The 25,493-nt window shown below is 72.0% G+C and carries 26 protein-coding genes and 1 riboswitch; of the genes, 7 read left to right on the forward strand and 19 right to left on the reverse strand.

The features are described 5' to 3' along the window. Positions 1–149 precede the first annotated feature (149 nt). Together ACIBKY_RS50365 and ACIBKY_RS50370 are read right to left on the reverse strand one after the other, a co-directional pair. Positions 150–1,775: a serine/threonine-protein kinase gene (locus tag ACIBKY_RS50365; protein ID WP_397109000.1), complete on the reverse strand. Its 1,626-nt coding sequence runs from the start codon at positions 1,773–1,775 to the stop codon at positions 150–152. Beyond that, a complete protein-coding gene (locus ACIBKY_RS50370) occupies positions 1,772–3,226 on the reverse strand; it encodes a hypothetical protein (RefSeq protein WP_397109002.1) in 1,455 nt (484 codons plus the stop codon). Before ACIBKY_RS50370 ends, ACIBKY_RS50365 begins: the two co-directional genes overlap by 4 nt. A gap of 105 nt (positions 3,227–3,331) precedes the next feature. Here ACIBKY_RS50370 and ACIBKY_RS50375 point away from each other — a divergent pair, with 105 nt between their 5' ends. Then, on the forward strand, positions 3,332–5,311 hold the full coding sequence (locus tag ACIBKY_RS50375) for a hydantoinase/oxoprolinase family protein (protein ID WP_397109004.1): 1,980 nt from the start codon (positions 3,332–3,334) through the stop codon (positions 5,309–5,311). After that, positions 5,302–6,984 carry a hydantoinase B/oxoprolinase family protein gene (locus ACIBKY_RS50380; RefSeq protein WP_397109006.1) on the forward strand — a complete coding sequence of 561 codons (1,683 nt, stop codon included), beginning with the start codon at positions 5,302–5,304 and terminating at the stop codon, positions 6,982–6,984. Before ACIBKY_RS50375 ends, ACIBKY_RS50380 begins: the two co-directional genes overlap by 10 nt. Here the strand turns inward: ACIBKY_RS50380 and ACIBKY_RS50385 are convergent. The 9 genes from ACIBKY_RS50385 to ACIBKY_RS50425 all read right to left on the reverse strand — a co-directional run bounded on the left by ACIBKY_RS50385 (position 6,933) and on the right by ACIBKY_RS50425 (position 14,987). Then, positions 6,933–7,511, reverse strand: coding sequence for a Uma2 family endonuclease (locus ACIBKY_RS50385; protein WP_397109008.1), 579 nt, complete (start codon positions 7,509–7,511; stop codon positions 6,933–6,935). The two genes, ACIBKY_RS50380 and ACIBKY_RS50385, sit on opposite strands and share 52 nt — an antisense overlap. A gap of 63 nt (positions 7,512–7,574) precedes the next feature. After that, positions 7,575–8,213: an adenosylcobinamide amidohydrolase gene (locus ACIBKY_RS50390; RefSeq protein WP_397109010.1), complete on the reverse strand. Its 639-nt coding sequence runs from the start codon at positions 8,211–8,213 to the stop codon at positions 7,575–7,577. Beyond that, positions 8,210–8,983 (reverse strand): ABC transporter ATP-binding protein, encoded by a 774-nt coding sequence (locus ACIBKY_RS50395; protein ID WP_397109012.1) that lies wholly within the window; start codon positions 8,981–8,983, stop codon positions 8,210–8,212. The genes ACIBKY_RS50390 and ACIBKY_RS50395 overlap by 4 nt, the downstream gene beginning before the upstream one ends. Further along, entirely contained in the window at positions 8,980–10,017 is a 1,038-nt protein-coding gene (locus tag ACIBKY_RS50400) for a FecCD family ABC transporter permease (protein ID WP_397109014.1), read from the reverse strand. The genes ACIBKY_RS50395 and ACIBKY_RS50400 overlap by 4 nt, the downstream gene beginning before the upstream one ends. Then, the gene (locus ACIBKY_RS50405; RefSeq protein WP_397109015.1) at positions 10,017–10,967 is read right to left on the reverse strand and encodes an ABC transporter substrate-binding protein; all 951 of its coding nucleotides are present in this window, start codon (positions 10,965–10,967) and stop codon (positions 10,017–10,019) included. Before ACIBKY_RS50405 ends, ACIBKY_RS50400 begins: the two co-directional genes overlap by 1 nt. Before the next feature lie 69 nt (positions 10,968–11,036). After that, positions 11,037–11,157, reverse strand: a riboswitch (cobalamin riboswitch). A 7-nt stretch (positions 11,158–11,164) separates the two neighbouring features. Continuing rightward, complete coding sequence (locus ACIBKY_RS50410; protein ID WP_397109016.1) at positions 11,165–12,025, reverse strand: Gfo/Idh/MocA family protein; 861 nt, start codon at positions 12,023–12,025, stop codon at positions 11,165–11,167. 1 nt (position 12,026) lies between these two features. Then, positions 12,027–13,211 carry a cytochrome P450 gene (locus ACIBKY_RS50415; protein ID WP_397109018.1) on the reverse strand — a complete coding sequence of 395 codons (1,185 nt, stop codon included), beginning with the start codon at positions 13,209–13,211 and terminating at the stop codon, positions 12,027–12,029. Further along, positions 13,157–14,158, reverse strand: coding sequence for a phosphotriesterase (locus ACIBKY_RS50420; protein WP_397109020.1), 1,002 nt, complete (start codon positions 14,156–14,158; stop codon positions 13,157–13,159). Before ACIBKY_RS50420 ends, ACIBKY_RS50415 begins: the two co-directional genes overlap by 55 nt. Positions 14,159–14,219: 61 nt before the next feature. Further along, entirely contained in the window at positions 14,220–14,987 is a 768-nt protein-coding gene (locus ACIBKY_RS50425; protein ID WP_397109022.1) for a phytanoyl-CoA dioxygenase family protein, read from the reverse strand. A gap of 78 nt (positions 14,988–15,065) precedes the next feature. On the opposite strand from ACIBKY_RS50425, the gene ACIBKY_RS50430 reads away from it, so the two are divergent. After that, positions 15,066–15,959, forward strand: a complete 894-nt coding sequence (locus tag ACIBKY_RS50430) for a TIGR03621 family F420-dependent LLM class oxidoreductase (protein WP_397109023.1) — start codon at positions 15,066–15,068, stop codon at positions 15,957–15,959. A gap of 43 nt (positions 15,960–16,002) precedes the next feature. Beyond that, on the forward strand, positions 16,003–16,590 hold the full coding sequence (locus ACIBKY_RS50435) for a histidine phosphatase family protein (RefSeq protein ID WP_397109024.1): 588 nt from the start codon (positions 16,003–16,005) through the stop codon (positions 16,588–16,590). On the opposite strand, the gene ACIBKY_RS50440 is transcribed toward ACIBKY_RS50435, so the two are convergent. The 6 genes from ACIBKY_RS50440 to ACIBKY_RS50465 all read right to left on the reverse strand — a co-directional run bounded on the left by ACIBKY_RS50440 (position 16,583) and on the right by ACIBKY_RS50465 (position 19,962). Next, complete coding sequence (locus ACIBKY_RS50440; RefSeq protein WP_397109025.1) at positions 16,583–16,849, reverse strand: sigma factor; 267 nt, start codon at positions 16,847–16,849, stop codon at positions 16,583–16,585. The two genes, ACIBKY_RS50435 and ACIBKY_RS50440, sit on opposite strands and share 8 nt — an antisense overlap. Then, positions 16,849–17,724: a maleylpyruvate isomerase family mycothiol-dependent enzyme gene (locus ACIBKY_RS50445; RefSeq protein WP_397109026.1), complete on the reverse strand. Its 876-nt coding sequence runs from the start codon at positions 17,722–17,724 to the stop codon at positions 16,849–16,851. Before ACIBKY_RS50445 ends, ACIBKY_RS50440 begins: the two co-directional genes overlap by 1 nt. 24 nt (positions 17,725–17,748) lie before the next feature. Next, on the reverse strand, positions 17,749–18,525 hold the full coding sequence (locus ACIBKY_RS50450) for a hypothetical protein (RefSeq protein WP_397109027.1): 777 nt from the start codon (positions 18,523–18,525) through the stop codon (positions 17,749–17,751). A gap of 45 nt (positions 18,526–18,570) precedes the next feature. Continuing rightward, positions 18,571–18,816, reverse strand: a complete 246-nt coding sequence (locus tag ACIBKY_RS50455; RefSeq protein ID WP_397109029.1) for a hypothetical protein — start codon at positions 18,814–18,816, stop codon at positions 18,571–18,573. A gap of 87 nt (positions 18,817–18,903) precedes the next feature. After that, positions 18,904–19,140, reverse strand: coding sequence for a DUF397 domain-containing protein (locus ACIBKY_RS50460; protein WP_184970552.1), 237 nt, complete (start codon positions 19,138–19,140; stop codon positions 18,904–18,906). After that, positions 19,141–19,962, reverse strand: coding sequence for a helix-turn-helix transcriptional regulator (locus ACIBKY_RS50465; RefSeq protein WP_184970964.1), 822 nt, complete (start codon positions 19,960–19,962; stop codon positions 19,141–19,143). It lies immediately after the preceding gene. Positions 19,963–20,185: 223 nt separating this feature from the next. Here ACIBKY_RS50465 and ACIBKY_RS50470 point away from each other — a divergent pair, with 223 nt between their 5' ends. Both ACIBKY_RS50470 and ACIBKY_RS50475 read left to right on the forward strand, forming a co-directional pair. Next, a complete protein-coding gene (locus tag ACIBKY_RS50470; RefSeq protein WP_397109032.1) occupies positions 20,186–20,689 on the forward strand; it encodes an ATP-binding protein in 504 nt (167 codons plus the stop codon). A gap of 88 nt (positions 20,690–20,777) precedes the next feature. Then, on the forward strand, positions 20,778–23,177 hold the full coding sequence (locus tag ACIBKY_RS50475; RefSeq protein WP_397109034.1) for a helicase-associated domain-containing protein: 2,400 nt from the start codon (positions 20,778–20,780) through the stop codon (positions 23,175–23,177). Here ACIBKY_RS50475 and ACIBKY_RS50480 read toward each other — a convergent pair. Continuing rightward, on the reverse strand, positions 23,161–23,802 hold the full coding sequence (locus ACIBKY_RS50480) for a TetR/AcrR family transcriptional regulator (protein ID WP_397109036.1): 642 nt from the start codon (positions 23,800–23,802) through the stop codon (positions 23,161–23,163). The two genes, ACIBKY_RS50475 and ACIBKY_RS50480, sit on opposite strands and share 17 nt — an antisense overlap. A gap of 36 nt (positions 23,803–23,838) precedes the next feature. Here ACIBKY_RS50480 and ACIBKY_RS50485 point away from each other — a divergent pair, with 36 nt between their 5' ends. Beyond that, positions 23,839–24,174 (forward strand): rhodanese-like domain-containing protein, encoded by a 336-nt coding sequence (locus tag ACIBKY_RS50485; protein ID WP_397109038.1) that lies wholly within the window; start codon positions 23,839–23,841, stop codon positions 24,172–24,174. A gap of 50 nt (positions 24,175–24,224) precedes the next feature. Here ACIBKY_RS50485 and ACIBKY_RS50490 read toward each other — a convergent pair whose 3' ends face one another. After that, positions 24,225–25,478, reverse strand: a complete 1,254-nt coding sequence (locus ACIBKY_RS50490; protein WP_397109040.1) for an ArgE/DapE family deacylase — start codon at positions 25,476–25,478, stop codon at positions 24,225–24,227. Positions 25,479–25,493: the final 15 nt, after the last annotated feature.

Below are 25,493 nucleotides of genomic sequence, written 5' to 3' on the forward strand. Positions count from 1 at the left end.
GCGAGCGTAGCGAGCTCCATGCTTTGAGCCACGGAACCCGGCCAACGCCCGGGGGAACCGGGGGCCGGAAGGCCACCGGCGAGGGGGTTCGGGGGAGCTGGGCTCTCCCGTGGGGCGAGCCCGAGCGCGAAGCGCGAGGACCTTGCCGGTCAGTTCACGCGTACGCTCTGCCGTACCCGGACCTGGGTGGCGTCGTCGCAGGTGGCGCGGGCGCAGAAGTACAGGAGCAGCATCGGTTTCGCCGGGCGGTCGACCACGTAGCCGACGAAGCCCAGTCTCGATCCGCCTCTCGGGTCCTGCAGCGTGCCCTGGAAGCTGCGGGCCTGGCTGCTGCCCGCCTGGTCCTCGACCGGGTTGCGCGGGATGGTCACCTGGCCGGGCAGCAAGCCCTCCAGCGTCGATTTCATCTGGTCGGCCGTGGCGGTGCCGTCCAGGGTGTCGGAGAGCTGGACGTACACCCCTGACGCCGATTCCGGGTCCTCGGAGATGATCGGGGCCACTCTTGACCAGTCCGCGCTGGCCCCCGACACGAACAGCGACTCGAACTCGGCCGCCCTCGGCGACACCACCGCGAACAGGTCGCCGTGCGTGATGGCGGTCCAGCCTGACGGGTGGTCGAAGGTCAGCGGGGCCGCGGCCGTCTGCCGGTAGCCGGTCCACGCGTCGGAGCGCTGGTTCATGAGCACCAGCACCACCAGGACCAGCGCCGCCACCGCCGCCGTCAGGGCTGCCAGCACGATGGGCAGCTTGCCGCCCCGCCGTACCGGCATCGGGCCCGCGCCGCCGCCCGAGTCCGCGCCGCCGCCCGAGAACGCGCCACCGCCCGAGTCCGCGCCGCCGCCCGAGAACGCCCCAGCGCCCGAGAGCGCGCCGCCGCGCGAGGCCGCAGGGCCCGCGCCGCGGAAGGCGGGTGGTTGCGCGCGCGGCGCGGTCTCCGAGACGTGGCCGCTGATCGCGTCGCGCAGCGCGGCCACGAACGCGGTGCAGCTCGGGTAGCGCTGTTCCGGCGCCTTGGCCAGGGCCCGCATCATCACCCCGTCCACCTCGAGCGGCAGATCGGGCCGTATCTGCGACAGCGGCGCGGGCTGCTCGGCCAGGTGCGCCCACAGCAGCGCGATGTCGTTGTCGCGCTGGAACGGCAGCCGCCCCGCCAACGCCTCATAGGCCACGCAGGCGAGGGCGTACTGGTCGCACCGCCCGTCCACCGTCTCCTTGTTGATCTGCTCGGGCGACATGTAGCGCGGCGTGCCGATGAACTGGTCGGTCTGCGTCAGCCCGGAGATCGAGGTGCGGTGCTTGGTGATGCCGAAGTCGGTCAGGTACACGTGGTCGGCGGCCAGCAGGATGTTGGCGGGTTTGACGTCGCGGTGGATCAGGTCGTGGGCGTGGGCGGCGTCGAGGGCCGCCGCGACCTGGGCGAGGATCGTGTTGACCTGGGCGACGGGCAGCGGGCCACGGTCGTAGATGAGGCGGCGCAGGTCGGAGCCGTCGACGTAGCGCATGGCGATGTAGAGCACGCCGGAGGGGTCGGCGTTGGCCTCGTAGATTGGGATGATGTTGGGGTGTTCGATGCTGGCGACGGTGCGCGATTCCAGGATGAAGCGCTGGCGGAAGCGGTCGTCGACGCTGAGGATCGGGTTGAGGATCTTCAGGGCGACGCGCCGGCTCAGGCGCGGGTCGAGTGCCAGGTAGACGACGGCCATGCCGCCTTTGCCGACGATGTTCTCGATGAGGTACCCGGCGACCTCCTGCCCGATCAACGATCTGTCGTTCACGTCGGCAGCCCGCAGTAGCCGCAGAACCGGTGTCCGTGTCCGAGCCTCATGCCGCAGCCGGTGCAGTAGCGCTGTTCCGAGGCGATGAGCACGGGGTTGGGCGCCGGCTGGAGCGCCTGGTCGCGGCGTACCACGACGGTCTCGGTGGAGCCCTCGTCGAGGCGGGGCCGTACCGTGGCCGCGGCGAGGTTGTCAGGCGGACGGGGCACGGGGGCGGGCCCGCGGCCACGGCGCCACAGGAAGTACGCGCCCAGCAGGGCCGCGACGAACAGCACCCCGGCGGCGGCGATGAACGGCCACAGCGGGACGGAACTCCCCTGCCGCACGGGGGCCTGCTTGGTGCCGGCGTCCTCGGAGGTGCCGCGCTTGGCCAGCGAGGTCTTCAGGTGCGCCCCGGCGACGATGTGGCCGGGGTAGAGCTCCATCACGCGCTGGAAGCCGGGCGCGGCCTCGGTGTAGTACTTGGTGTGGAAGCGGGTGAGCGCGGCCTCGAAGGCGGAGTCGACCGCGCCGCGCCTGGGTGTGACGCCGGCGGCGGCCAGGGCGGTGGTGATCTCCCTGACGCCGATCATCCTGGCGTCCTTGCCGCCGCCGACGAGCATGCCGATGACGTGGCCGTCCTTGTCGCCGATGACCGGGGCGCCGATCATGCCGCGGTCGGCGAGGGCGCCGAGTTTGACCGGTTCGTCGACCTTCTTCTCGGGGTCGGAGAAGGGCCGCCCGCCCTGTCCCGAGCCGCCCTGTCCGAGGTGGGCGATCTCGACGGTGTGCTGGAGCTTGGCCGCGGGGCGGCCGAGGAATCCGGCGACGTTGGTCGGCGAGCCCGGCTTGTCGGGCACCTTGTCGGCCAGGGGCGCGGTGGGCATGCCGACGCTGCCGTCGGCGCGGCCGGTGGGGACGAGCACGGCGGGGGTGTCGGGACCGGCGCCCGCCTTCACGATCTCGGCGGTGAAGCCTTTGGCGTCGGGCGGCGAGATGTTCGGGAAGATCGTGATGCTGGTGGTGGCGTTGATGATGCAGGTCGCGGTGGGGCGCTTGGGCGGGTAGCAGTCGCGCAGGTGCCGGTCGAGTTGCGGGTCGTCGAGCTTGTGCCGCTTGAAGTCGGCCGGGACCTTCACCTTGTGGTGCTCGGAGAAGACCTTGTTCGCGGCGTAGACGCGCACGTCGTCGGAGCTCTGCACGATCCTGGTGAGCGTGACGATGGCGCCCTCGGGATTGACCACGATGCCGGTGCCCTTGCCGATCGGCAGGTCGTAGGCACGTTCCACGTGGACGAGGTCGCCGATGTGGTCCAGCAGCGTGATCTCCACGTGCGCCGTCGCCTCGATCCTGACCACCGCCGGCGTCACCAGGTCGGTGATGCCGCTCGGGTGTTCGTGAGCCAGCGCGGGCAGGCCGAGCACGACCACGGTCATCGCCGTGGCGCCCACCAGAGCCGTGAGACGCGACATTTCCGCTCCCTACGAAATGGATAGGAACAGCGTCCCAACCACCCGGCATAAGTCAAGGTCCCGGCACATAGACAAGCGCTTGCTCGTCATCCTACGGTGAACCCGATGAGCTACGTGATCGCCGTCGACGTGGGCGGCACCTTCACCGATGTGGTGCGGCGCGGATCCGACGGCCGGACCGTGGTGGCCAAGGTGCTCAGCACCCATGACGATCCGGTATCAGGCGTAACGGCGGGCATCCGCCGGGTCCTCACCGACCCGTCCGAAGTGACCAGGGTCGTCCACGCCACCACGCTGGCCACCAACGCCGTCCTGGAGCGCAAGGGCGCGCGCGTCGCCTTCGTCACCACCCGCGGATTCCGCTCGGTCATCCCCCTCGGCCGCTACGCCCGCGTCGAGGAGGACCGCTACGACCTGCGCTTCACCCCGCCCCCACCGCCGGTCGCCGCCGAGGACTGCTTCGAGGTGGCCGAGCGCGTCTCCAGCCGCGGCGCCGTCCTCACTCCCCTGGACCTTGATTCGGTACGGCGGGCCGCCACCGGCATCGCCGCCCGGGGCATCACCTCGGCCGCCGTCTGCCTGCTGCACTCCTACGCCAACCCCGTCCACGAGCGCCAGGTCGCCGCGATCCTGCGCGAGAGCGTCCCCAACGTGGCCGTCTCCAGCGAGGTGTGGCCGGAGATCCGCGAGTACGAGCGCGCCACGACCACGATCATGTCCGCCTACATCGGCCCGCTCATGTCCGACTACCTCAGCCGCCTGCGCGGCAGCCTGCGCGACCTGGGCATCGACGCCCCCGTGCACGTCATGGACTCCGCCGGCGGCGTCATCTCCGCCGAACTCGCCGCCCGCCGCGCGGTGGCCACGATCGAGTCGGGCCCCGCCGCCGGGGTCCTGGCCGCCGCGGCGAGCGGGCTGCCCGCGGTCATCTCCTTCGACATGGGCGGCACCACCGCCAAGGCCTGCCTGGTGCGCGACGGCGTCCCTGAACTGACCCGCGAGTTCCACGTCGGCGGCAAGGGCAGCTTCGGCGGGCGGCGCGCCGGGACCGGCGTACCGATCAAGACACCCGCCATCGACCTGGCCGAGGTGGGCGCCGGCGGCGGCAGCGTCGCATGGGTGGACGAGGCGGGCGCGCTGCGCGTGGGTCCCCGGTCGGCCGGCTCCTCCCCCGGGCCCGCCTGCTACGGCCTGGGCGGCTGCGACCCGACGGTCACCGACGCCAACCTCGTGCTCGGACTTCTGTCCTCGGCGTCGATCCCGTTGTCGCGGGAACTGGCGGTGAAGGCCATGGAACGGCTGGCGGTGCCGCTCGGGGTGTCGGCGGAGGAGGCGGCCGAGGCCGTACACGAGATCGTGTGCGCGTCGATGGCCTCGGCGGTGCACGTCGTCACCGTGCAGCGCGGCATCGACCCGCGCGGCTTCACGCTGGTGGCCTTCGGCGGGGCGGGGCCGATGCACGCCTGCCGGGTGGCCGAGCGCTTCGGCATCACGGACGTGCTGGTGCCCGCGCACTGCGGCGTGGCCTCGGCGGCGGGCCTGCTGACGGCGGTACCGGCGACCGAACGCGTCCGCTCGGCCCTGTCCGCGCCCGACCCGGCCCGGATCTTCGCCGAACTGGCCGGAGAAGCGGCGCACGACCTCGGCCTTCCCCTGCCGGAACTGAAGGTCACGCGGCTGGCCGACGTGCGCTTCACGGGCCAGGCGCACGACCTGACCGTGGAGTGGAGCGACGACCCCGCCACGCTGTCCGCCCGCTTCTTCGCGAAGTACACGCAGGTGTACGGCATAGCCCAGCAAGGCCCGACCGAGCACGTGAGCTACCGCGTGCGCGTGACCCACGAAGCCGAGGCCCCGATGCCGGGCACCATCCTCGCGGAGAGCCCCGCGGCGTCCCCGACGAGCAGGACCTTGTACCTGGGCGGTCCCGTCGAGGTCCCGGTGCACACGCGCGCCACCTTCACGGCCCTGGACGGCCCGGCCGTCATCGAGGACCCGGAGGCCACCATCGTCGTCCCGCCCGGCTGGAGCGCCCGCCTCGGCGGGGCGGGAGCCGTACACCTGGAGCGCGCGCCATGGACCTGACCGCCGAGGTGCTGCGCCACGCGCTGGTCGTGGCCGCCGAGGAGGCGAGCATCGTCGTCGTGCGCTCGGCCTACTCCACCTTCATCGTCGAGGGCTCCGACGCCTCCGCCGCGATCCTCGACGCCGACGGCGCCCTGATCGCGCACTCCATGGCCACCACGCTCATGAACAGCATGGCGCTCAAGGTCGCCCTGCCCGAGGTGCGCAAGGACCACCCGGCCATGCGCGACGGCGACGTCTACGTCACCAACGACGCCTACCGCGGCGGCGTCCACACCAATGACCTGCTCGTCTTCCGGCCCGTCTTCGTCGGCGGCGTGCCGCGCTACTTCACCGCCACCATGATCCACGTCTCCGACCTCGGCGGGTTGTCGGCGGGCGGCATGGCGCCGCTGGCCACCGACATCTTCCTGGAGGGTCTGCAGCTCCCTCCGATCCTCCTGGCCACCGACGAGGGCGTGGTGCCGGCGGTGGAGGCGGTGCTGCGCGCGAACAGCCGTACCCCGGACAAGGTCATGGGCGACGTGCGCGCGCTCGTGGCCGGGACCGCCGTCGCCGCGACCCGCCTGCGCGCCCTCATCCGGGAGTACGGCGAAGCCGGCCTGGCCCGCGGCATCGCCGGCTACCTGGACTACACCGAGGAAAGGACCCGGGCCGCCCTGGCCGGGTTGCCGCGTGGCCGCTTCACCGCCGCGTACCCCATCGACGACGACGGCCTCGACCCTGACACCCCGCACCACGTCCGGGTCGCGGTCACGCTCACGGGCCGCGGCGCCATACTCGACTTCGCCGGCACCGGCCCGCAGGTGCCCGCCGCCATCAACGCCTCGGCGTCGCAGTCGCTGGCCGCGGCGGTGTTCGCGCTGCGCTGCTTCCTGGACCCGTCGATCCCCATGAACGAGGGCTGCCTGCGCGCCCTGGACATCCGCCTGCCCGAGGGCTCTCTGCTGAACGCCCGCTCTCCCTACCCGTGCGGCGGCCGGTTCGTGCCGATCTACGCGGCGATGGAGGCGGTCATCCAGGCGTTGTCCGAGGCGGTGCCGGAACGGGCGATCGCGGCCAGCGGGATTCTGCAGCCGTTCTCGATCGCCGCGGTGGGCGCGCCGTACTGGATCCACCTTTCCTACGACTTCGGCGGCGTGGGCGCGCGGCGCGGCCTGGACGGCCCGGACGCGACCGGCGTGCACTTCGGCATCGGCCGCAACTCGGTGCCGCAGGCCGAGCCGGTGGAGAGCCGGTGCCCGCTGGTGGTGGAGTCGGTGGAGACCATCCCGGACTCCGGCGGCCCCGGCCGCTGGCGGGGCGGCCTGGGCACGCGCACCGTCTACCGCTTCCTCGCCGACTGCCACGTCACCACCCGCGGCGACCGCCTGCGCATCCCGCCCCCTGGGCGTGAAGGCGGCGAGCCAGGCCGGCTGGGCGGCTTCTTCAAACGGTCGGCGGACGGCACGGTCGAGCGCCTTGCGTCAAAGGTGAACAATGTCCTGTTCACGGAGGGCGAGGCTTTCATCGTGGAGACCACGGGCGGCGGCGGCCTGGGCCCGCCCGCCGACCGGCCCCGCGCGGAGATCGAGGCCGACCTGCGCTCGGGCCACATCACAGAACACGGCGCCCGGAAGGACTACGCCCCGCGCATCCTGACCAGGTCGCCGGGGTCGAAGGCGACCTCGTAAGGCGCGCTGAGCCGCGCGACCTCGCCCGCCTTGTAGACCTCGGGACCCGCGTAGCTGCCCTCGTCGAGGGTGTAGACGTAGAGAGCTTCGGGCTCGATCCGCCAGTAGGTGGGGATACCCGCCTCGGCATACACCGTGGGCTTGGTGGAGCGGTCACGCGCCCTCGTGCTCGGGCTGACCACCTCCACAGCGAGCAGGATGTCCGCCGGGGCGAACATCAACTCATTGGCTTCCACCGCAGCCGTCGGCACAACCACCAGATCAGGGATGAAGAAGTCCTTCTCGGTCACTCTGAGGTTCACTGTCGACAACGGCTCGAGCGTCGGTGGCGCGAACTCCTCAAGGATCCGCTCCAACCGCCGGATCGCACGCTGATGCAGAGGGAGGGGGGCAGGGCTCACCAGTAGGCTCCCGTTGAAGAGCTCGTAGCGGTTCCCGTCGTCGGGGAAGCGCAGCAGGTCATCGACGGTGAACGGCGGCTTTCCTGGAAGAACCGTGCTCGTCTCGGTCGGTTCGATCACTGCCATCGCGGTCACCCACCCAGTATCGCGATCGTTGCCCTGGCTCACATGGTACTTCCCCAATCTCCATCACTTTCCGTCATAAGGTCGCCACCTTTCGGCGCCAAGACGGACTGCGGTGTGGACGGCGCGGGCCATGCGGGAGCCCCAGTCGGAGCGGGGGCCGCCGAAGAGTTCTTCCGGGCCCGAGGAGCGGACGGCCACGCAGACCGCGTCCGAGGCGGTGCCGGTGCACGGGAAGCCGGTTTCGGCGAGCGCCTGCGCCTTGGCCTCCGTCACCGTCATCACGGTGTTGACCAGGGCGGCGTCGGTCATGGCCACGGGTACGACCACGACGATGTTGATCGTGCCCACGCGGATCGGTGCGAGTTCCGGGTCCACCGCGCCGGGTGGCGCGGCGGCCCAGGTGGGGACGCGCAGGCCGACCGTAGCCCAGGCGGTCGCGCCGCCGTCGGCGGCGGTCTCGACGCGGTCGACGGAGGCGGCGGTCATCATGCCGACCCCGGAGCCGCCGGGGCCGAGCGCCGCGAGGTGGTCCACCGGGTCCATGCGTGAGTACCCGGCCACGACCTGGGCGTTCAGGATCCAGGAGCGGGGGCCGATGCCGCCGCCGAGCATGGCCGAGGAGATCGTCCGCCAGCCGGGCCCCAGCTCCCACAGCAGCGACCCGAGCCGGACGCCGTCCTCGGCGCGGTAGGAGAGGTTCACGGTCCTCCTCGGATCAGGTGGACGACGGGCCGCCCGTCCGGACCCGGTTCGATCTTGACATGGGCGTCGAAGTGCTTGCCGACCAGCGTCCCGGTGAGCACCTGGACGGGCTTGCCGTGCGCGGCGGCGCGGCCTTCGGCGAGCAGGAGGAGGGTGTCGGCGTACTGGCCGGCGACGGTGAGGTCGTGCAGGGTGGAGACGACGGTGAGGCCGTCGGCCAGGCGCAGGCGGTCGACGAGTTCGAGCACCTGCTGCTGGTGGCCGAGGTCGAGCGCGGTGGTCGGCTCGTCGAGCAGCAGGACGGGCGCCTGCTGGGCCAGGGCTCTGGCCAGCACGACGCGCTGGCGCTCGCCGCCGGACAGTTCGCCCAGCCGCCGGCTGGCGAAGGCGCCCAGGTCGAGCCGTTCCAGGACGGACGCGGTGACCTCCCGGTCGTGGCGGCTCTCCCGCCCCAGATAGGGGATGTACGGCGTGCGGCCCAGCAGCGCGTACTCCGAGACGGTCATGTCGGGCGGCAGGGCCGGCGTCTGGGGTGCGTAGGCGATCAGGCGGGCCCTGGCCCTGGGCTTGAGCGAGGCGGCTGGTCGCCCGTCGATCGACACCTCGCCGCGCTGGCCGACGATGCCCATGACGGCCTTGAGCAGCGTCGACTTGCCGGCGCCGTTGGGGCCGATGACGGCCAGCCATTCGCCGCGCCGTACCTGGAGGGTGACGTCGGAGAGCACCTCGCGCTCGCCGAGCGTGACCGACAGGCCGCTGACGCCGATCATGTGGAGGTCCGTCGGGTCATACGGAGCACGGCCACGAAGAACGGCGCGCCGATGAACATGGTCACCACGCCGATGGGGAGTTCGGCGGGGGCGATGACGGTGCGGGCGAGCAGGTCGGCCAGGACGAGGAAGGCGGCGCCGCCGATGAGCGAGAGCGGCAGCACGATCCGGTAGGAGCCGCCGGCGAGCCTGCGCACGACGTGCGGGACGACGATGCCGACGAAGCCGATCAGGCCGCTGACCGCGACGGCGGCGGCGGTGGCGAGGGAGGCGGCCAGCAGGACGGCCAGCCGTACGCGGGAGGCGCGCACCCCGAGCGCGGTCGCCTCGTCGTCGCCCACCGACAGCACGTCGAGCATGCGCCCGTGCACGAGCAGCGCGGCCGACGAGACGGCGGCGTAGGGCAGGACGAGCCAGAACTGGTCCCAGCCGCCGCCGACGTCGCCGAGGATCCAGGAGTAGATGCGCTGCAGTTCCTCGACCTTGAACTGCTGCACGAACGTCTGGATGGCGGTGAGGAAGGAGGTGACGGCCACCCCGGCCAGCACCAGGGTGGCGGTGCCACCGGAGCGCCCGGCGGTGTTGCCGAGCGCGAAGGCCAGCATGACGCCGCCGATCGCGCCGACGAACGCGGCGACGGGGATGGTCAGGACCGGCGCCGGAACCATCACGATCACCAGGGTCGTGGTGAGCCCGGCGCCCGCGGCCGCGCCGAGCAGGTACGGGTCGGCCAGCGGGTTGCGGAAGACACCCTGGTACCCGGCGCCCGCGATGGCGAGCAGGCCGCCGACCACGGCCGCGACCAGGACTCTGGGCAGGCGCAGCTCGTACAGCAGGCCCTTCTCGATCGGCGCGAGGCCGGAGTCGATCTCGACGAACGGCAGCCAGTCCAGCGCCTGGAGCACGACCTGCCACGGCGAGATGCCGGCGGCGCCGCCGAGCAGTCCGGCGACCATGCCGGCAGCGAGCACGGCGAGCGCGCCCGCCACCCAGAGCGGCCGCGCCCGTGCGGGCCTGAGCTGCGTGTCGAGCACTACTTCGCGGCCGCCTTGTTCACCGCGTCGCCGATGGCCTTGGCCAGGTCGACGACGCGCGGGCCCCAGCGGGAGGCGATGTCGTCGTCGAGCAGGACGACCTGGTCGTTCTTGATGGCCGACAGGCCCTTCCAGCCGGGCCGCTTGGCCAGGGTGTCCTTGTTCTGCCGGCAGCACTTGACGTCGGCCAGGAAGATCAGGTCGGGGTCGGACTGGGCGACGAACTCGGCCGAGAGCTTGGGATAGCCACCGGCGGCGCCGGGGGCTTTGTCGGCGATGTTGGTCATGCCGAAGATCGAGTAGATCTGGCCGATGAAGGTGCTGGACGTCGCGGCGTAGGGGGTCTGGTCGAGCTCGTGGTAGTAGGTGAGCTTCTTGTCCTTGGGCGCTGCGGCGGCGAGCTTGTCCAGTTCGGCCTTCATGCCGGTCACGACCTGGTCGGCCTTGTCCTTGTTGCCGGTGGCGGCGCCGAGGTCGGCGATCTCGTCGTAAGCCTCGTCGATCTTCGTGGGGGCCGGTTCGAGCAGGACGGGCACGTTGAGCTTGCCGAGCTCGGCGACGATCTTGTCCAGGTCGTTGGAGAGCACGACGAGGTCGGGCTTCTTGGCGACGATGGCTTCGACATTGGGCTTGAACCCGGACAGGTCGCTCTTGGGGGCCTCGGCCGGGTAGTTGGACTGGTCGTCCACGGCGATGACCTGCGGGCCCGCGCCGATCGCGAAGAGCGTCTCGGTGTGGGCGGCGGACAGGGAGATGATCCGCTCGGGCTTCTTCGCCAGTGTGACGGAGCCGTTGCCGGCCTCGATCGTGACGGGGAAGCCGGCCGCGGTGGCGGGGGCGGCGGAGGTGGGCGGGGCGGACGAGGTGGTGGTGGTGCCGGTCTGACCGCAGGCGGTCAGGACGAGCGTTCCCAGCAGCGCGCCCGCGAAGGCCGTGCGTACGGGCCTCACGAGAAGTCCTTTCAGATCGGAACCGAGAGACCCGCGTCTTAGCGACGGATCACCCTTTTCCACGAGGGTTGATGACGTCGGCGCGGTGGCAGGCGACCTGGCTTTGACAGTTGCGGGACAGCGCCGGACTCACACCGGACTTCGCTGCGACACTGCGCGTCGGACAAACGCTATCAATGCTCCGAAGCTGCTCGGAGTCAAGGGGTGGTGACTTGATTCTCCGCCTCGGAGATGATGCGCTGCAGCCGCAGTCCGTGGGCGGCGTCCAGGGGGTGCCCGCCGCCCTGCCGTACGGTCCGGGCGAACTCGGCAGCCACGACGTCCAGGGGGTCGTCGTCGAAGTGCGGGAGCGTCACGTTGCCCTTGCGGCCGTAGACGGCGAACGTCGAGGGCGGCAGGTCGCCGGCGCCGGCCATGCACAGGGAGATCTCGCTCACGGCGCCGCCCTCGTGGTCGAGCAGCAGCCCGACCCAGCCGAGCGGGTCGCCGTGCGCGCGCACGGCGGTCACCCGGCCGAGCGCGGCGTCGAGCAGGTCGATGACGTGCGGGCCGACGTCGAGCAGCGCGCCGCGCCGCAGCCGCCACGGGGTGCCGAACGGATGCTCGCCGTTCAGCACGTCGCTGACGTTGACGGCGTGCCCGCCGAAGGGCTCGATCCCGGCGCAGCGGGCCAGGAACTCGCGGGTCTGCGGGGCGTACCGCAGTGTGAGCAGCATCTGGGAGGCCACGCCCGCCTCGGCGACCGCGTCGGCCAGCCGCTGGGCGCCGTCCAGGGAGTCGGCGAGCGGCTTCTCCAATAGCAGCGCCTTGCCCGCCCGCGCCGCCTTCACCCCCAGCTCGGCCTGTACGGCCGGCGGCACGCAGAAGCACACCGCCTCACAGGCGTCGAACAGGTCCTCGATCCGCTCGAACACCGGCGCCCCGAGCCGGGCGGCGGCCTCCGGCCGGCGGGCCCAGACCCCGGCGAACTCGATCTCCGGGCTCTGGGCCAGCATCGGCGCGTGCGCCATCTCCGCCCACGGCCCTGCCCCGACCAATCCGACCCTCACCGGTTCCATGTCACCATTTAACCGGCAATTCGGTCAGCCCTCGACCGACGATCGATGTGCGGTACACCACCGGCCCCGGAACCAGGCGCAGGCCGGGCAGCCGCCGTCCCAGCACCTCCAGCGCGGTACGCAGTTGCAGCCGCCCGAGCGCCGCCCCCACGCAGAAGTGGATGCCGTAGCCGAAGACCATGTGCGCGTCGGCGTTGGGCCGGTCGAGGTCGAAGGTGTCGGGGTGGGCGAAGACGGCCTCGTCGTGGGCGGCCGAGTCGGTGGACAGCAGCACCAGCGACCCGGCCGGGATCGTCACCCCGTGCAGCGTGATGTCGGACGTGGCGTACCGGAAGGAGCCCAGCGAGGCCCCGTCGATGCGCATGCACTCCTCGACCGCGGCGCTCAGCTTCTCCGGCGGCACCGGCCAGATCCCCTCGCGCAGCAGCCGCAGCACGCTGTTGCCGAGCTGGTTGGGGACGGTGTCGTTGCCGCCGAGCAGGATCGTGGAGATCAGCTCGACCACCTCGCGGTGCGACAGCTCCCGGCCGATCAGCCCGGTCATCAGCGAGGTGAAGTCGTCGCGCGGCTCGCGGGCGCGGGCGGCGACGAGGCGGTCCACGTACTCCAGGTACTCCAGGAAGCTGTCGGCCAGCACGAGCTGCCGCTCCGGCGGCTGGGGCGACAGGAAGAGCTGGAACCAGTCCTTGACATGCGCCTGGACGAACGCCTCGTCCGCCTCCGGCACCCCGATGAAGCGGGCGGTCAGCTTGACCGACGGCTCGTGGCCCAGGTCGCGCACGAAGTCCGCCTCACCCCTGGGCTCGATCCGGTCCAGCAGGTTCTCGTTGAGCCCGCGGAAGCGCTGCTCCAGCGCGGCGACCGCGCGCGGCGTGAACGCCCGCGAGACCGACCTGCGCAGCCGCGTGTGATCCGGCGGGTCCACGTTGGCCACGAAGCTGGACAGGAACGAGCCGTGCTCCCCCAGCTTCTCGCGCGTCCGCGCGGTGAGGCTGCGCGAGATCGTCAGCGACCCCTCGGAGGAAAAGCGCCCGGGGTCTCCGTAGGCGGCGCGCACGTCGGCGTGCCTGGTCAGCACGTACGCGCCGAGGTGCTCGCTGCGGAAGACGGGGTGCTCGCGCCGCAGCCGCCTCAGGAAGCCGTACGGGTCGGCGACGTGCCAGTCGGAGCTGACGTCGAAGTCCATCCAAAGATCCTTCGCGGGTTGTCGACCAGCATCTGGCGGATCTGGTCCTCGGTGACGCCGCGCTTGCGCAGCTCGGGCAGGACGTCGCGGGAGATGTGCAGGAGGTGGTAGTCGGGGTGGCGGCGCCGTACGACGTCGACGTCGAAGCGGTCGTTGAAGCAGTAGGAGTCGTGCGACAGCACCATCCGCCCGGCGTGGCCCCGCTCGCAGAGCGCGGCCACCACCGCCACGCGGTCCTCGAACGTGCTGATGGTCGCGATGCCGAAGCGGTCCATGCCCAGGTAGGAGCCCGCGGCGAGGAGCTCTTCGAGGTAGTGCAGGTCGGTGGAGTCGCCGGCGTGCCCGATGACCACGCGCGTGAGGTCCACGCCGCAGGCGGCCAGCAGGCGCTGCTGGTCCAGGCCGCCCGGCTCGTGGCTGTGGGTGGTGATGGGCGCGCCGGTCTCCACGTGCGCCTCGGCGACCGCGCGGAAGACCCGCTCGCAGCCCGCGGTCATGCCGGGCCGGTCGGTGGCGCACTTGAGCATGGCGGCCTTCACGCCGGTACGCCCGATGCCCTCGGCGATGTCACGCACGAAGAACTCCGCCAGCCGGTCGGGTCCGCCGAACAACGAGCCGGGCCCCCGGTTGCCGAAGTACGGCGGCAGCGCGTCGTAGGTGTAGAGCCCGGTGGCGGCCACGATGTTGACCGAGGTCAGCTCGGCCACCCGCTGGACGGCCGGCACGTGGCGGCCCAGGCCGAGCACGGTCAGGTCGACGATCGAGTCGATGCCCTCGGCCTTCAGCGCGTCCAGCTTGGCCGCGGCCTCGCGGGCGCGGGCCTCCGGGTCCCAGCCCTCGGGGATGTCCGGCCAGTTCCAGAGGATCTCCGGGCTGAGGCCGAAGACGTGCTCGTGCATCAGCGTCGCCCCGAGGTCGGCGACCGGCCCTCTCACGGTCTCGGGCACGACAACCTCACACGGGTCTCAGGCACGGGAACCTCTCACGGGTCTCAGGCACGGGAACCTCTTACGGCCTCAGGCACGGGAACCTCGGGTGGTCGAAGGGCCGGTTGACGGTCAGGCCGAGCCCGTCGGTCTGCCCGTACGGCGCGCCGGTGTAGAGGGCGTCGGCGTCGAAGTAGGTGGCGGTGAACGACAGGCGGGCCGACTCGCGCCGGTTGGCCGGCGCGCCGTGCACGGTCAGCGCGTGGTGCACGGTCGCGTCGCCGGCCTTGAGGTCGAGCGGCGGCGACAGTTCCAGCTCCTTCAGCCAGGGGTGCTGGCTGAGCTGGTCGTCGCCGGCGCCGACGAAGCTGCGCCCGAGCAGGCCGTGCCGGTGGGAGCCGGTGTAGAAGCGCAGCGCGCCCATGTCGGCGGGCACGTCCGCGAGCGCGAGCCAGATGGTGAGCATGGCCGAGCGGTCCATCGGCATCCACGGGAAGTCCTGGTGGAACACGGTGGATCCGTGCTCGCCCGGCTCTTTGACCAGCAGGTTCGTGACCTGCACGCGCACGGCGGCGACGCCGTGGAGCATGGCGGCGGCGCTCGCCGCGATGGCGGGGCTCCTGGCCAGCGCGCCGAAGGCGGCGTCGCGCTCGGCGATGTCGCGGGACTGGCCGAAGGCCTGGTCGACGGCGGTGGCGCCGGCCTTGGGGCGGGCGGCCAGGTGGGCTTGGGCGCGTTCGCGCAGCTCGGCCGCGCCGGCCGGGTCCACCAGGCGCGCCAGCCGTACCCACCCCTGGTCCCGGAAGGCGGTGATCTCGTCGGCGGTGGCCCGCCGTGCCTGGACGTCCATGTATCCGATATTGGTAGCAAGCGCTTGGTAAGTCTAGCCACTCTTGCTTCTCAGCCAAGCGCTTGTTTGGATTGCCGCATGCGTCCCTTCAGGTTCGGTGCGGTCGTACGGCACGCGGACTCGGCCAAGGCATGGGCCGAGCAGGCCAGGAGGCTGGAGTCCTCGGGCTTCGACGTGATGCTCGTCCCGGACCACCTCGTCGGCGCGCGCTTCGCCCCACTGCCCGCCCTCGCGGCGGCGGCGACGGCCACCACCCGGCTGCGGCTCGGCACGATGGTCCTGGCCAACGACTTCCGCCACCCGGCGGCGCTGGCCAAGGAACTGGCCACACTCGACGTGTTGTCCGACGGCCGGGCCGAGCCGGGCATCGGGACGGGCTGGCTGGCCGCCGACTACGCGGCGGCCGGGCGGGTCCTGGATCCGCCCGGGGTGCGGGTGGAGCGGCTGGCGGAGGCGCTGGCCGTACTGAAGGGGCTGTGGGGTGAGGGGCCGTTCGTCCACGAGGGCACCCACTACCGCGTGGACGCCCTCGACCTGCACCCGAAGCCGGTCCAGCGCCCGCACCCGCCGCTACTGCTGGCCGGGGGCGGGCCACGCCTGCTGCGCCTGGCCGCGCGCGAGGCCGACTCGGTCAACCTGGCGAGCCGCGTGCGCGCCGACGGCTCGGGGCCCGACCCCGCCGACGGCGGCCTGGACGCCTTCCTGGCCAAGATCGCCATCGTCAGGCAGGCCACGTCGCGCCCGGTCGAGCTGGGCACGAGCATCCTGGAGCTCGGCGAGGGCGGGCCGGAGGCATGGAGCCACGCCGACACCTCGGCCATGGCCGATACCCCGCAGGTGCTGCGCGGGACCCGCCACGACATCCGCGACAAACTACGCCACTGGCGCGACGAGCACGGCCTCACCTACTTCGTCCTCCACCACGAGCGGGACCTCGACACGTTCGCCCCCGTGGTGGAAGACCTGGCCTGACCTGGCGGGAAGTCAGCCGATGGCGTCCTGGTTTGATGGGTGCATGAGGGAACTACTGCTGCTCAGGCACGGCGAGACCGAGTGGAGCAAGAACGGCAGGCACACCGGCCGCACCGACCTGCCGCTGACCACGCACGGCGAGGGCCAGGCCGCGGCCCTGGCGCCGCTGGTGAAGGGCAACGGTTTCGACCTGGTGCTGGTGAGCCCGGCGCAACGGGCCAGACGTACGGCCGAGCTCGCCGGTTTGACCGACTACGAGGTGGATCCCGATCTGTGGGAGTGGGACTACGGCGGCTACGAGGGCATCACCACGGCCACGATCCGCGAGACCCGGCCCGGCTGGTACCTGTGGCGTGACGGCGTGATCCCCGGCGACGCCGGGCATCCCGGTGAGAGCGCCGCCCAGGTGGGTGCCCGCGCCGACCGGGTGATCGCACGGGCGAAGGCCGCCGACGGCGAGGTGGCCCTGGTGGCGCACGGCCACTTCCTGCGCGTGCTGGCCGCGCGCTGGCTCGGGCTCCCGCCCGCGGACGGGCGCCTGTTCCGCCTGGACACCGGCACCTACTCCAAGCTCGGCTTCGAGCACGCCGAGCCGGTGGTGCTCAACTGGAACGCGCCCGTGCTCAGCTGACCCTGCTGCGCAGGGCCGACTCGTGCAGGCTCCTGGTGACCAGCCAGGCCCGCAGAGTGCCGTGCCGAGGGTCGTAGGAGCCCGGCCGCTCCCACAGGGCGGCGAACACCTCCTCGGTGATCTCCTCCGCGGTCGCCGCGCTGCCGGTGACCCTGACGGCGATGCCGTACACGGAAGGGGCGTGCAGGTCGTAGGCGGCCTCCAGCGCGCGCAGGTCCCCGCACAGGAGCCGGGCGCGCAGATCCTCGTCCTCGGCCATCAGTCGCAGCCCAGCGTGGCCGCGGCGGCGACGAGGTCGCGGGCGAGCCCGGGGTCGCCCTCGGCGGCGTAGGGGAACTCGCGCGCCCGCCCCGCCAGCAGCGTGCAGAACCCGGCGGCCTCGGCCGACAGCAGGACCGCGACCCGCTCGGACGGCTCGGCCAGCGGCACCGTCCAGGTGCCGCCGCCGGGACCGGTCAGCACGAACGTGGCCGAGACGTGCCGGCGCGGCCCCTTCAGCGCCCTCGGCAGCATGCCCAGCCCGAACTCCACGATCTGCCGCAGGTGCTCGCCGGCGGGCGGCGCGCCGCGTGGACGGCCGACGGCCGCCCTGATGTCCTCGGCGTGCGTCCAGGTCTCGAACGCCCGCTGCACCATCGCCTGGCGCAGCGATCCGCGCGCGGGACGCGTCCCGGCCAGCGCGACCTCGACGCCGAGCAGCGCGTGCGCGCCCCCGGCGACCCGTTCGAGCAGCGCCCCGGCCTGCTCGCGCCAGCGCCGGTGCACCGGCGCCTCCCGCGCCCGCACGCCCATGAACTGCGCCACCCGCGCGTCGTTGGCGGCCAGGTGCTCGACCATCGCGCGCACGGTGCCGTGCTTGGGCACGGGCGCGTCCCACTGGGGCACGCTGAGCTCGGCGAGCAGTTCGTCCATGAGCGCCACCTGCGTCGCATACGGTACGGCTACCGCCGCCACCTCCGCCGTCGCCGGCTGCCTGCGCCCCCGGGCCCTGGACAGCACGCGCTCGCGCAACCTGGCCGGCGGCGCCTGCGCGTGGCCGGGCCGCTCCACGAGCGCGATCGCCGCCGTGCACTCGGGGCACCCGGCCACGTGCTCGTCGGGACTGCGACCGTTGAAGAGGTACGGGTCCGTCATTGGGGACACCTCCGCAGCCCGACGCTACGTCCGCGCGCGCTCCGCGTCGAGTGCCAGCTTGCTACCGGGGAAGGGCGAGAGCACGGTCTCCCGCCAGGGCCCCTCCAGGAAGTCGCGGGCGCGCTCGCGCCAGCCGGGCAGCCGGTCGTCGGCCTCGGCCTCGTCGTCCAGGCCCAGCGCGGCGTCGTGGGCGCGCTGGGCGGCCAGGTGGGCGTCGAGCGACATGCCCCAGACGGTGACCGCCTCGGTGTCGCAGAACAGCACCTCGTAGAGCCCGACCAGCCGGTGTCCGTGGTCGGCGAGGATCGGGGCGCGCTCGGCGCGGACCGCCTCCAGGTAGTCCAGGGCGGTGCCGGGGCGTACGCAGGCGCTCTCGAACAGGTAGAACTCCGCCCCGTAGCCCTCCGCCACCAGGTCGGACAGGGCGGGCGAGCCGGGTGCGGCGCCGAGCGGGCGGGAGAAGGCGGAGAAGCGCAGGTCGTCGATGTCGGACAGGAAGAGCCGGTCGTCGACGCCCTGGTAGATCTCCATCATCTGCCGCCAGCCGCCGTCCCAGCCGCCGTGGCAGTCCCAGAGCGTGACGGCCTTGAACTGCGGGTGGCCGGTGATGCCGACCGCGTAGAACGCGCCGACCAGGTCGATCTCGCGTGACCTGATCGACATGCCCTCGGTCAGGGATGGCTCGCGCCTGCTCTGGTCCTCGCGCTTGTAGCGGGTCAGCCAGGTGAGGTACTCCATCGGCCTGCGGGAGTTCATGGGCCGGAAGTCGACCTCTTCGAGCAGGTAGATGCCTCGCCGCACCACGCCACCTCGCCTCTGCCAAGCGTTTGCTTGGCAGACACGCTATCAGGCCGGGACCGGTTGCGGGCCGCGCCCGGTGAGCCATTCCAGGACACGCCGGTGACCCGAGGCCGCGTCCTCGAAGTGCCCCCAGTGCCAGTAGCGCGGCTGGTCGCGCAGGCCCGTCACCCACGTGCGATAGGAGACGGAACCGTGGGCCGGGGCCACGCCGTACGTGCGGACGACGACCTTGCCGCCCGGCGCGAAGAGCACGTCGTCGGCGATCGGGTAAAGGATCAGCTGATCGAGCATGGAGCGATCCTCACAGCGCGCGAGGTCCGGCCCATTACGCCCCCGGCGCGCCGCCGTTACGCGGCGGCGCCGGAGGTAAAAATGACGTTAAACCAGGAGGCCGTCGAACTCTCCGTCCTTCACCCCGAGCATGAGCGCCCGGATCTCATCGCGGGTGTAGATCAGGGCCGGCCCGTCGGGGAAACGCGAGTTGCGCATGGCGATACCCCCGTCGGGGAGCTCGGCGAGCTCCACGCAGTTGCCCTGCGAGTTGCTGTAGCGGCTCTTGCGCCAGGCCACCTGCTTGAGGTCGGCCGCGGGCATGCCGTTATACGTGTGCTTCATCTAGATCTTTCTGAGAAGACCGCCGATGAGCTCCACGGTGCCCCCTGGCGTGGTGCTCTCCACGCACAACTGCTCCATAGCGGTGAGGTACGGGTCGACGTCCTCACGCTTGTCGAGGTACAGGGCACCCCAGAGCTGTTCGACGTATACGACGTCCGACAAATCGGACTCGGGAAACCGCAAGATGCTGAACGCGCCACCTTCAGCGGCGTGCATGCCGTACCTGAAGGGCATCACCTGAATGGTGATGTTGGGGAGGGCGGCGACCTCCAGCAGGTGCTGGAGCTGCTCGGCCATGATGTCTCTCCCGCCGATGGTCCTCATGAGCGTCGCTTCGTCGATGACCGCCCACAGACGCGGGCCGTCCTTCTGGGTGAAGCGCTCCTGCCGCTGTAAGCGCAGATGCACGCGGCTTTCTATCTCTTCGGAGGTTGCATCGGGGTTGCCGAGCCGGTAGACGGACCGCGCGTAGTTGGCCGTCTGCAGCAGACCGGGCACGTGCTGCACCTCATAGGTGCGGATCACGCTCGCGGCCTCCTCCAGCCCCACATATGTGGTGAACCAACCGGGCAGGACGGAGGAGTACTTGTGCCACCATCCCGGGGTGTTGGCCTCGCGGACCATCTCCAGCAGCGCTCGCCGCTCGGCGTCGTCGCTGACGCCGTACAGCGTGAGCAGGTCTTCGACGTCACGTGTCTTGAACCCGACGCGGCCGAGCTCCATCCGGCTGATCTTGGACTCGGACGCCCGGATGTGGAAGCCGGCCTGGCCGCGGTCAAGTCCGCAATCCTCGCGCAGGCGCCTCAGGCTCGCCCCGAGCATGATGCGCCGAACTGTCGAAGCTGAACCCGGCGGATCGATGGACACGTGCTGCTCCTTGGTCGATTCCTTGTCACACAGTCTGTCACTTCACGGCCGAAAGATCATGGGCCGCGGACAAGATCCCCTTTCCCGCCGATTGACCATTTGATGGCCAACCGTAGCGCGCAGCGCGTGCTTCTGCACGTGCATTCGCTCTTGCACCTGCACGATAGTTTGCCCCAGAATGATCAACGTGCAATCCACCTTGGCGCACGGCCAATGGACCACGTTCGACTGGTGGCCCCCGGTCGGCTGGTGGCCAGAGGCGGCGCGTGATCTGCTGGTGTCCGGTCCCCACGCGAGCGCCACCTTCGTACTCCCGCCCGCCGCACCCTCCGTGCACTCCGCCCGCGTCTTCACCTCCGGCTCGCTGAGCGGCTGGGGGCTGTCCGAACTGGCCGAGAACATGGAGCTGGTCGTCTCCGAGCTGGCGACCAACGCCCTGCGCCACGGCCTGCGGCTCAACGAGCCCCAGTGCCGGCGCCCCGTCCACATGTCCCTGGTACGGCGCGGCCCCCTGGTCACCTGCGCGTTCACCGACCCGGGTTCGTCGGTCCCGGTCCTGCGCTACCCGGGTCCCCTCGACGCCGGCGGCCTGGGCCTGCACATCGTCGACTCGCTCAGCATGCGCTGGGGATGGTCCGCCCTGGCCCCGCACGGGAAGATCGTCTGGGCAGTCCTGTCCTGACAGCCCCATCCCGGCGGGTCATCTGCACTACCGTGGTTGGTCATGGCTCACGGTGAGTCCCGCGCGACCCCCATGAGAGTGCTGACAGATGGATGATCACCTGCTCGGCTGGCTGCGAACACTCGACGAAGACAGGCTCGGCCGCGTCCTGGCCAACCGGCCCGACGCCATCGCTCCCCCATGGCCGCGCCGCCTCGACCTGCTGGCGCAGCGCCTCGGCAACGGCTTCGCCGTCATGGAGTCGATGCGCGGCCTGCCCCTGCCCTGCCTCGAACTCGCCCAGGCCTGCCTGGTGGTCCACGCGCCCACGCCCGGCACCGTCTCCGCGCTGCTCGGCGTCCCCGTCGAGGAGACCACCCCCTGGCTCGACTGCCTCTACGACCACGCGCTGGCCTGGCCCGACGGCGAGGGCGTCATCCATCTGTCGGAGGCGGTCTCGCGCTGGTGGGCCGCCCCGCTCGGCCTGGGCGAGCCGCTCGACCACTACCTCAACTCCTGGACGATCAGCAACGACGCGCTGCGCGCCATGGCCCGGAGCCTGGGCGTGCCGCCCCACGGCAACAAGCGCCGCACGATCGTGCGGGCCACCGAGGTCCTGGCCGACCCGGCCCGCATGGAGGCCATGCTGGCCAACGCCCCCGAGGGCACCAGGCAGCTGCTGGAGTCCTTCGCCTGGGACGGCCCCGTCCGCGGCGTCGAGGGCGGACGCTTCGTCCTGCCCGGCACCCCGGAGAAGTGGGCCGCCGACCACGGCCTGCTCTACCGCCCCCGCTGGGACCTGGCCGAGATGCCCCGCGAGGTGGCCCTGTGCCTGCGCGGCCCCGACTACCACCCGCCCTTCACCCCGCACCCGCCGGACGTGGCCACGATCCCGATCGACCCGGCCGAGGTCGACCATCTGATGACGCTGGCCGCCCCCCACGTGGTCGAGCGCTGCGCCGCCATCCTCGACAACACCTCCAAGACGCCGCTGCCGCTGCTGAAGACCGGCGGCGTCGGCGTACGCGAGGTGCGCAGGGTGGCCAAGGAGACCGGCTGCGACGAGGACGAGACCCGGCTGCTGCTGGAGGTCTGCGCGGTCTCCAGGCTGCTGGCCTGGGACGAGCAGTCGGGCGGCATGGTGCCCACCGACCGCTTCGACCGCTGGCGCCTCGACGAGGGCTCGGCCCGGCTGCGGGTGCTGCTGTCGGCATGGTGGCGGATGGAACGCTCGTCGCTGCGGAAGATCGACGGCAAGTACGGCACGGTGCTCGGCGACGACCAGTCCGGCTCCTCCGTGGCGAGGGTACGCAGGGCCGTGCTGACCGGCCTGGCCCACCTGCCCTCCGGCACCGCCTTCGCCGACCGGGGCAGCCTGGTGCGCAACGTGCACTGGCACGCGCCCCTGCTCGACCAGGCGCTGCTGGCCGAGTGCGCGGCCGGCGTGATCGACGAGGCGAGGCTGCTCGGCCTGCTGGCCAACGACGGCCTGACCGACCTCGGCCGGGCCCTCGCCGGCCTGGCCGCCCAGGCCGGGGACGAGAACGACGACTCCGTCCCGCTGGTGGAGCACGATCCGGTGCTGGTCGGCGCGTCCACGCGGGCCCTGGCCAGCGTGCGCAGGAGCGCGCTGTTCGGCCCCGACCTCACCGCGGTGGTGACCGGGCCGCCCTCCTCGGAACTGGCCGCGCTGCTCGACCGGGTGGCCGAGCGTGAGTCCAGGGGTGCCGCCTCGGTGTGGCGCTTCACCACCGAGAGCGTGCGCCACGCTCTCGACGACGGCTACGAGGCCGACGAACTGCTGGAGGAGCTGAGCGGCGTGGGTTCCATCCCGCAGCCGCTGGAGTACATGGTCCGCGACGTGGCCAGACGCCACGGCGAGGTGACGGTGACCTCGGTCGGCTGCATCGTGCAGGCCGGCGACCCGGCGCTGCTGGCCGAGATCGCCGGGCACCGCCGCCTGGCCAGGCTCGGGTTGCGGCTGCTCGCGCCCACCGTTCTGGTCAGTTCGGAGCCGGCCGAGCGCACGCTGGCCGTGCTGCGCGAGCACGGCTACTCCCCCGTGCCGGTGGCCGACACCGGCGAGATCGCCATCCGGCGCACCCGTGTCGAGGAGCGCCAGGGCGGCAAGCTCATCCTGCTGCCCGGCGGCCAGGTCGCGGAGCTGTCGGAGATGGACGACCCGGCCCACCTCATCCCCGAGCCGGGGCCCGACCCCCACGAGCACGCCAGGCGGCTGGTCGCCTCCTCCTCGCAGACCGGCCAGGCCGGGCGGACCTGGGCGGTCATCGGCCGGATGGCCTCGCGGCTGCCCACCGCGCAGCAGTCGCTGCTCGGCTTCGTGGTCGACCGCGGGGTGCGGGCCGGGATCACGCTCACCGACGGACTGACCGCCACGATCAGCCACGGGGAACTGCGGGGCAGCGCGCTCGACGCATGGTGCGAGGAGGCGGGCGACTACCTGGAGTTCCCGCTGGCCGAGATCGTCGAGGTCAGGGCGACGTACTAGCCAGGGATCCGGCCAGTTCCAGGGCCGCCCGGCGGGCGCGGGCCTCGCCGTACTCCTGCTTGAGTACGTGGGCCAGTTCGCCGCCGACGGCGGCGAGCATGAGGTGGGACAGGGCCTCGGCGTCGGCGCCGGGACGGGCCTCGGTCAGCAGGATGACGACGTGGCGGTGCCAGAAGCGGTAGGCGCCGATGCGGTGGCGGGCGCCGGGACTGGCGGTCTCCGACATGCGTACCAGGTCGAGGTGGGCGAACAGGTAGTCCAGGTAGGCGGCGGTGAAGGCGGCCAGGCGGTCGGCGGCGGGCGCGCCGGGGCCCAGGGGCGGCGGGCCCGACAGGATGCGCTCCTGCAACTCCTGCTCCCGCCGGTCGAGCAGCGCCACGGCCAGGCCCGACTTGTCGCCGAACCGGCGGAACAACGTGCCCTTTCCCACGCCCGCCTCCGCCGCGATCGTGTCCATGGAGACCGCCTCGACGCCCTTCTCCGCGAACAGGCGGGCCGCGGCCTTGAGGACCTTCTCCCTGTTCCTGGCCGCGTCGGCGCGTTCCGTGACCGGGCGGGTGCGCAGGATCTCCAGCGTCTCACTTGACGAAGCGGACTGCGGTCCGCTAGTTTTCGAGCCATCCACAAAACGGACTGTAGTCCATTTACTCTGGAGGTCGCAATGACCGCGCTCATCTCCCGCGAGGAACTCAAGGCCGCGATCGAGGACGGCACCGTGACCGTGCTCGACGCGCTGGGCGGGCAGTACTACGAGCAGCAGCACCTGCCCGGCGCGATCGCGCTGGTCGAGAGTGAGGTGAACGAGCGCGCCGCCGGGCTGCTGCCCGACCGCGACGCCGCGATCGTCACCTACTGCTCCAACCCCGCCTGCCCCAACAGCCAGGCCGTCGCCACCCGGCTGGAGGCGCTGGGCTACACCAACGTCCGCAAGTACCGCGAGGGCATCCAGGACTGGGTCGAGGCCGGGCTCCCGGTCGAGTCCGGAGTGCTCGCCTGACTCAGAAGCCCTCCTGACTCAGAAGCCGCCTGATTCAGAAGCCGCCTGATTCAGAGCGCGCCGCAGCGGCGCAGGGTGAGCAGAACCAGCGCGCGCGTCACCTCGCGCACCTCGGCCAGCTCGACCTGCTCCCTCGGCGCGTGCGCGAAGGCCACGTCGCCCGGCCCGTAGTGGAGCGAGGGGATCCCGCCGCCGTTGTACAGGCGCAGATCGCTCCCATACGGCGCCGCCGTCTCCGGGGGCGCGGCCCCGCGCACGGCCGCCACGACTGAGGAGACCTCGGCCGTCAGCGGATGGCCCGCCGGCAGCCGCCCGCTCGCGAACTGCCCGCCGGGCCAGGTGACGACGGGCGGGTTGGCCCGCAGCCACGGGTCGGCCGCGTCCAGCACCGCCTCCTCGAACGCCTCGCGCGCCTCGGCCGGATCCTCGTCCAGCCGCACCCCCATCCGGCCCTCGGCCACCAGCAGGTCCGGCACGCTACTGGCCCAGTCGCCGGCCCGCACCGTCCCGACCTCGATCGGGTACGGCATGCGGTTGCCGTCGAAGATGACCGGCAGGTTCCGGTTCCGCTCGGCCTCCAGGCGCCGGATCGCCTGGAACACCGGCCAGAACACCTCGATCGCGCTGACCCCTTCGTACCGCGTGGCCCCGTGGGCGGCGCGACCGGCGAGTTCCAGCCGGAAGGTGAGCGCGCCGGCGTTGGCCGTGATCACCGCGCCGCCGGTCGGCTCGGTGATCACCGCGGCCTCGCCGGTGTGGCCCCTGGCCAGGGTGGCGAAGGCGCCCAGGCCGCCGTCCTCCTCGCTGACCACGCAGTGCACGGCCAGCGGCCTGGCCAGCCGTACCCCGGAGCGGTGGAGCGCGCGGACCACGGCCAGGTTGACGGCCACGCCCGCCTTCATGTCGCAGGCGCCGCGGCCGTGCAGGGTGTCGCCGGTGACGCGGGCGGCGAAGGGGTCACTGCCCGCCCACTTGGCCAGGTCACCGGTGGGGACGACGTCCGCGTGGCCCTGAAGGATCAGCGCGGGCGGGCCCTCGCCCGAGGTGGTGCCCACGACGCCGTAGCCCTCGGCGCGCGGGGCCTCGGTGCCGGGGAAGCCGTCGCGGGCGCGCAGGTCGTCCAGGTCGAGTTTCCAGACGTCGACGTCCATGTCCGCTTCGGTGAGCAGGCGGGCGAAGCGGTGCTGCAGGTCGGACTCGGCGTCGGTGCCGGTGACACTCGGGATCCTGACCGCCTCGGCCAGCAGGTTCACGGTGTCCGCGTCGTCGATGGCGTCCAGGACGCGGGCTTCCACATCACGCATACGGTGAACCGTATC

This window comes from Nonomuraea sp. NPDC050394 (genome assembly GCF_044459065.1).
In the GTDB taxonomy this organism is placed as follows: domain Bacteria; phylum Actinomycetota; class Actinomycetes; order Streptosporangiales; family Streptosporangiaceae; genus Nonomuraea.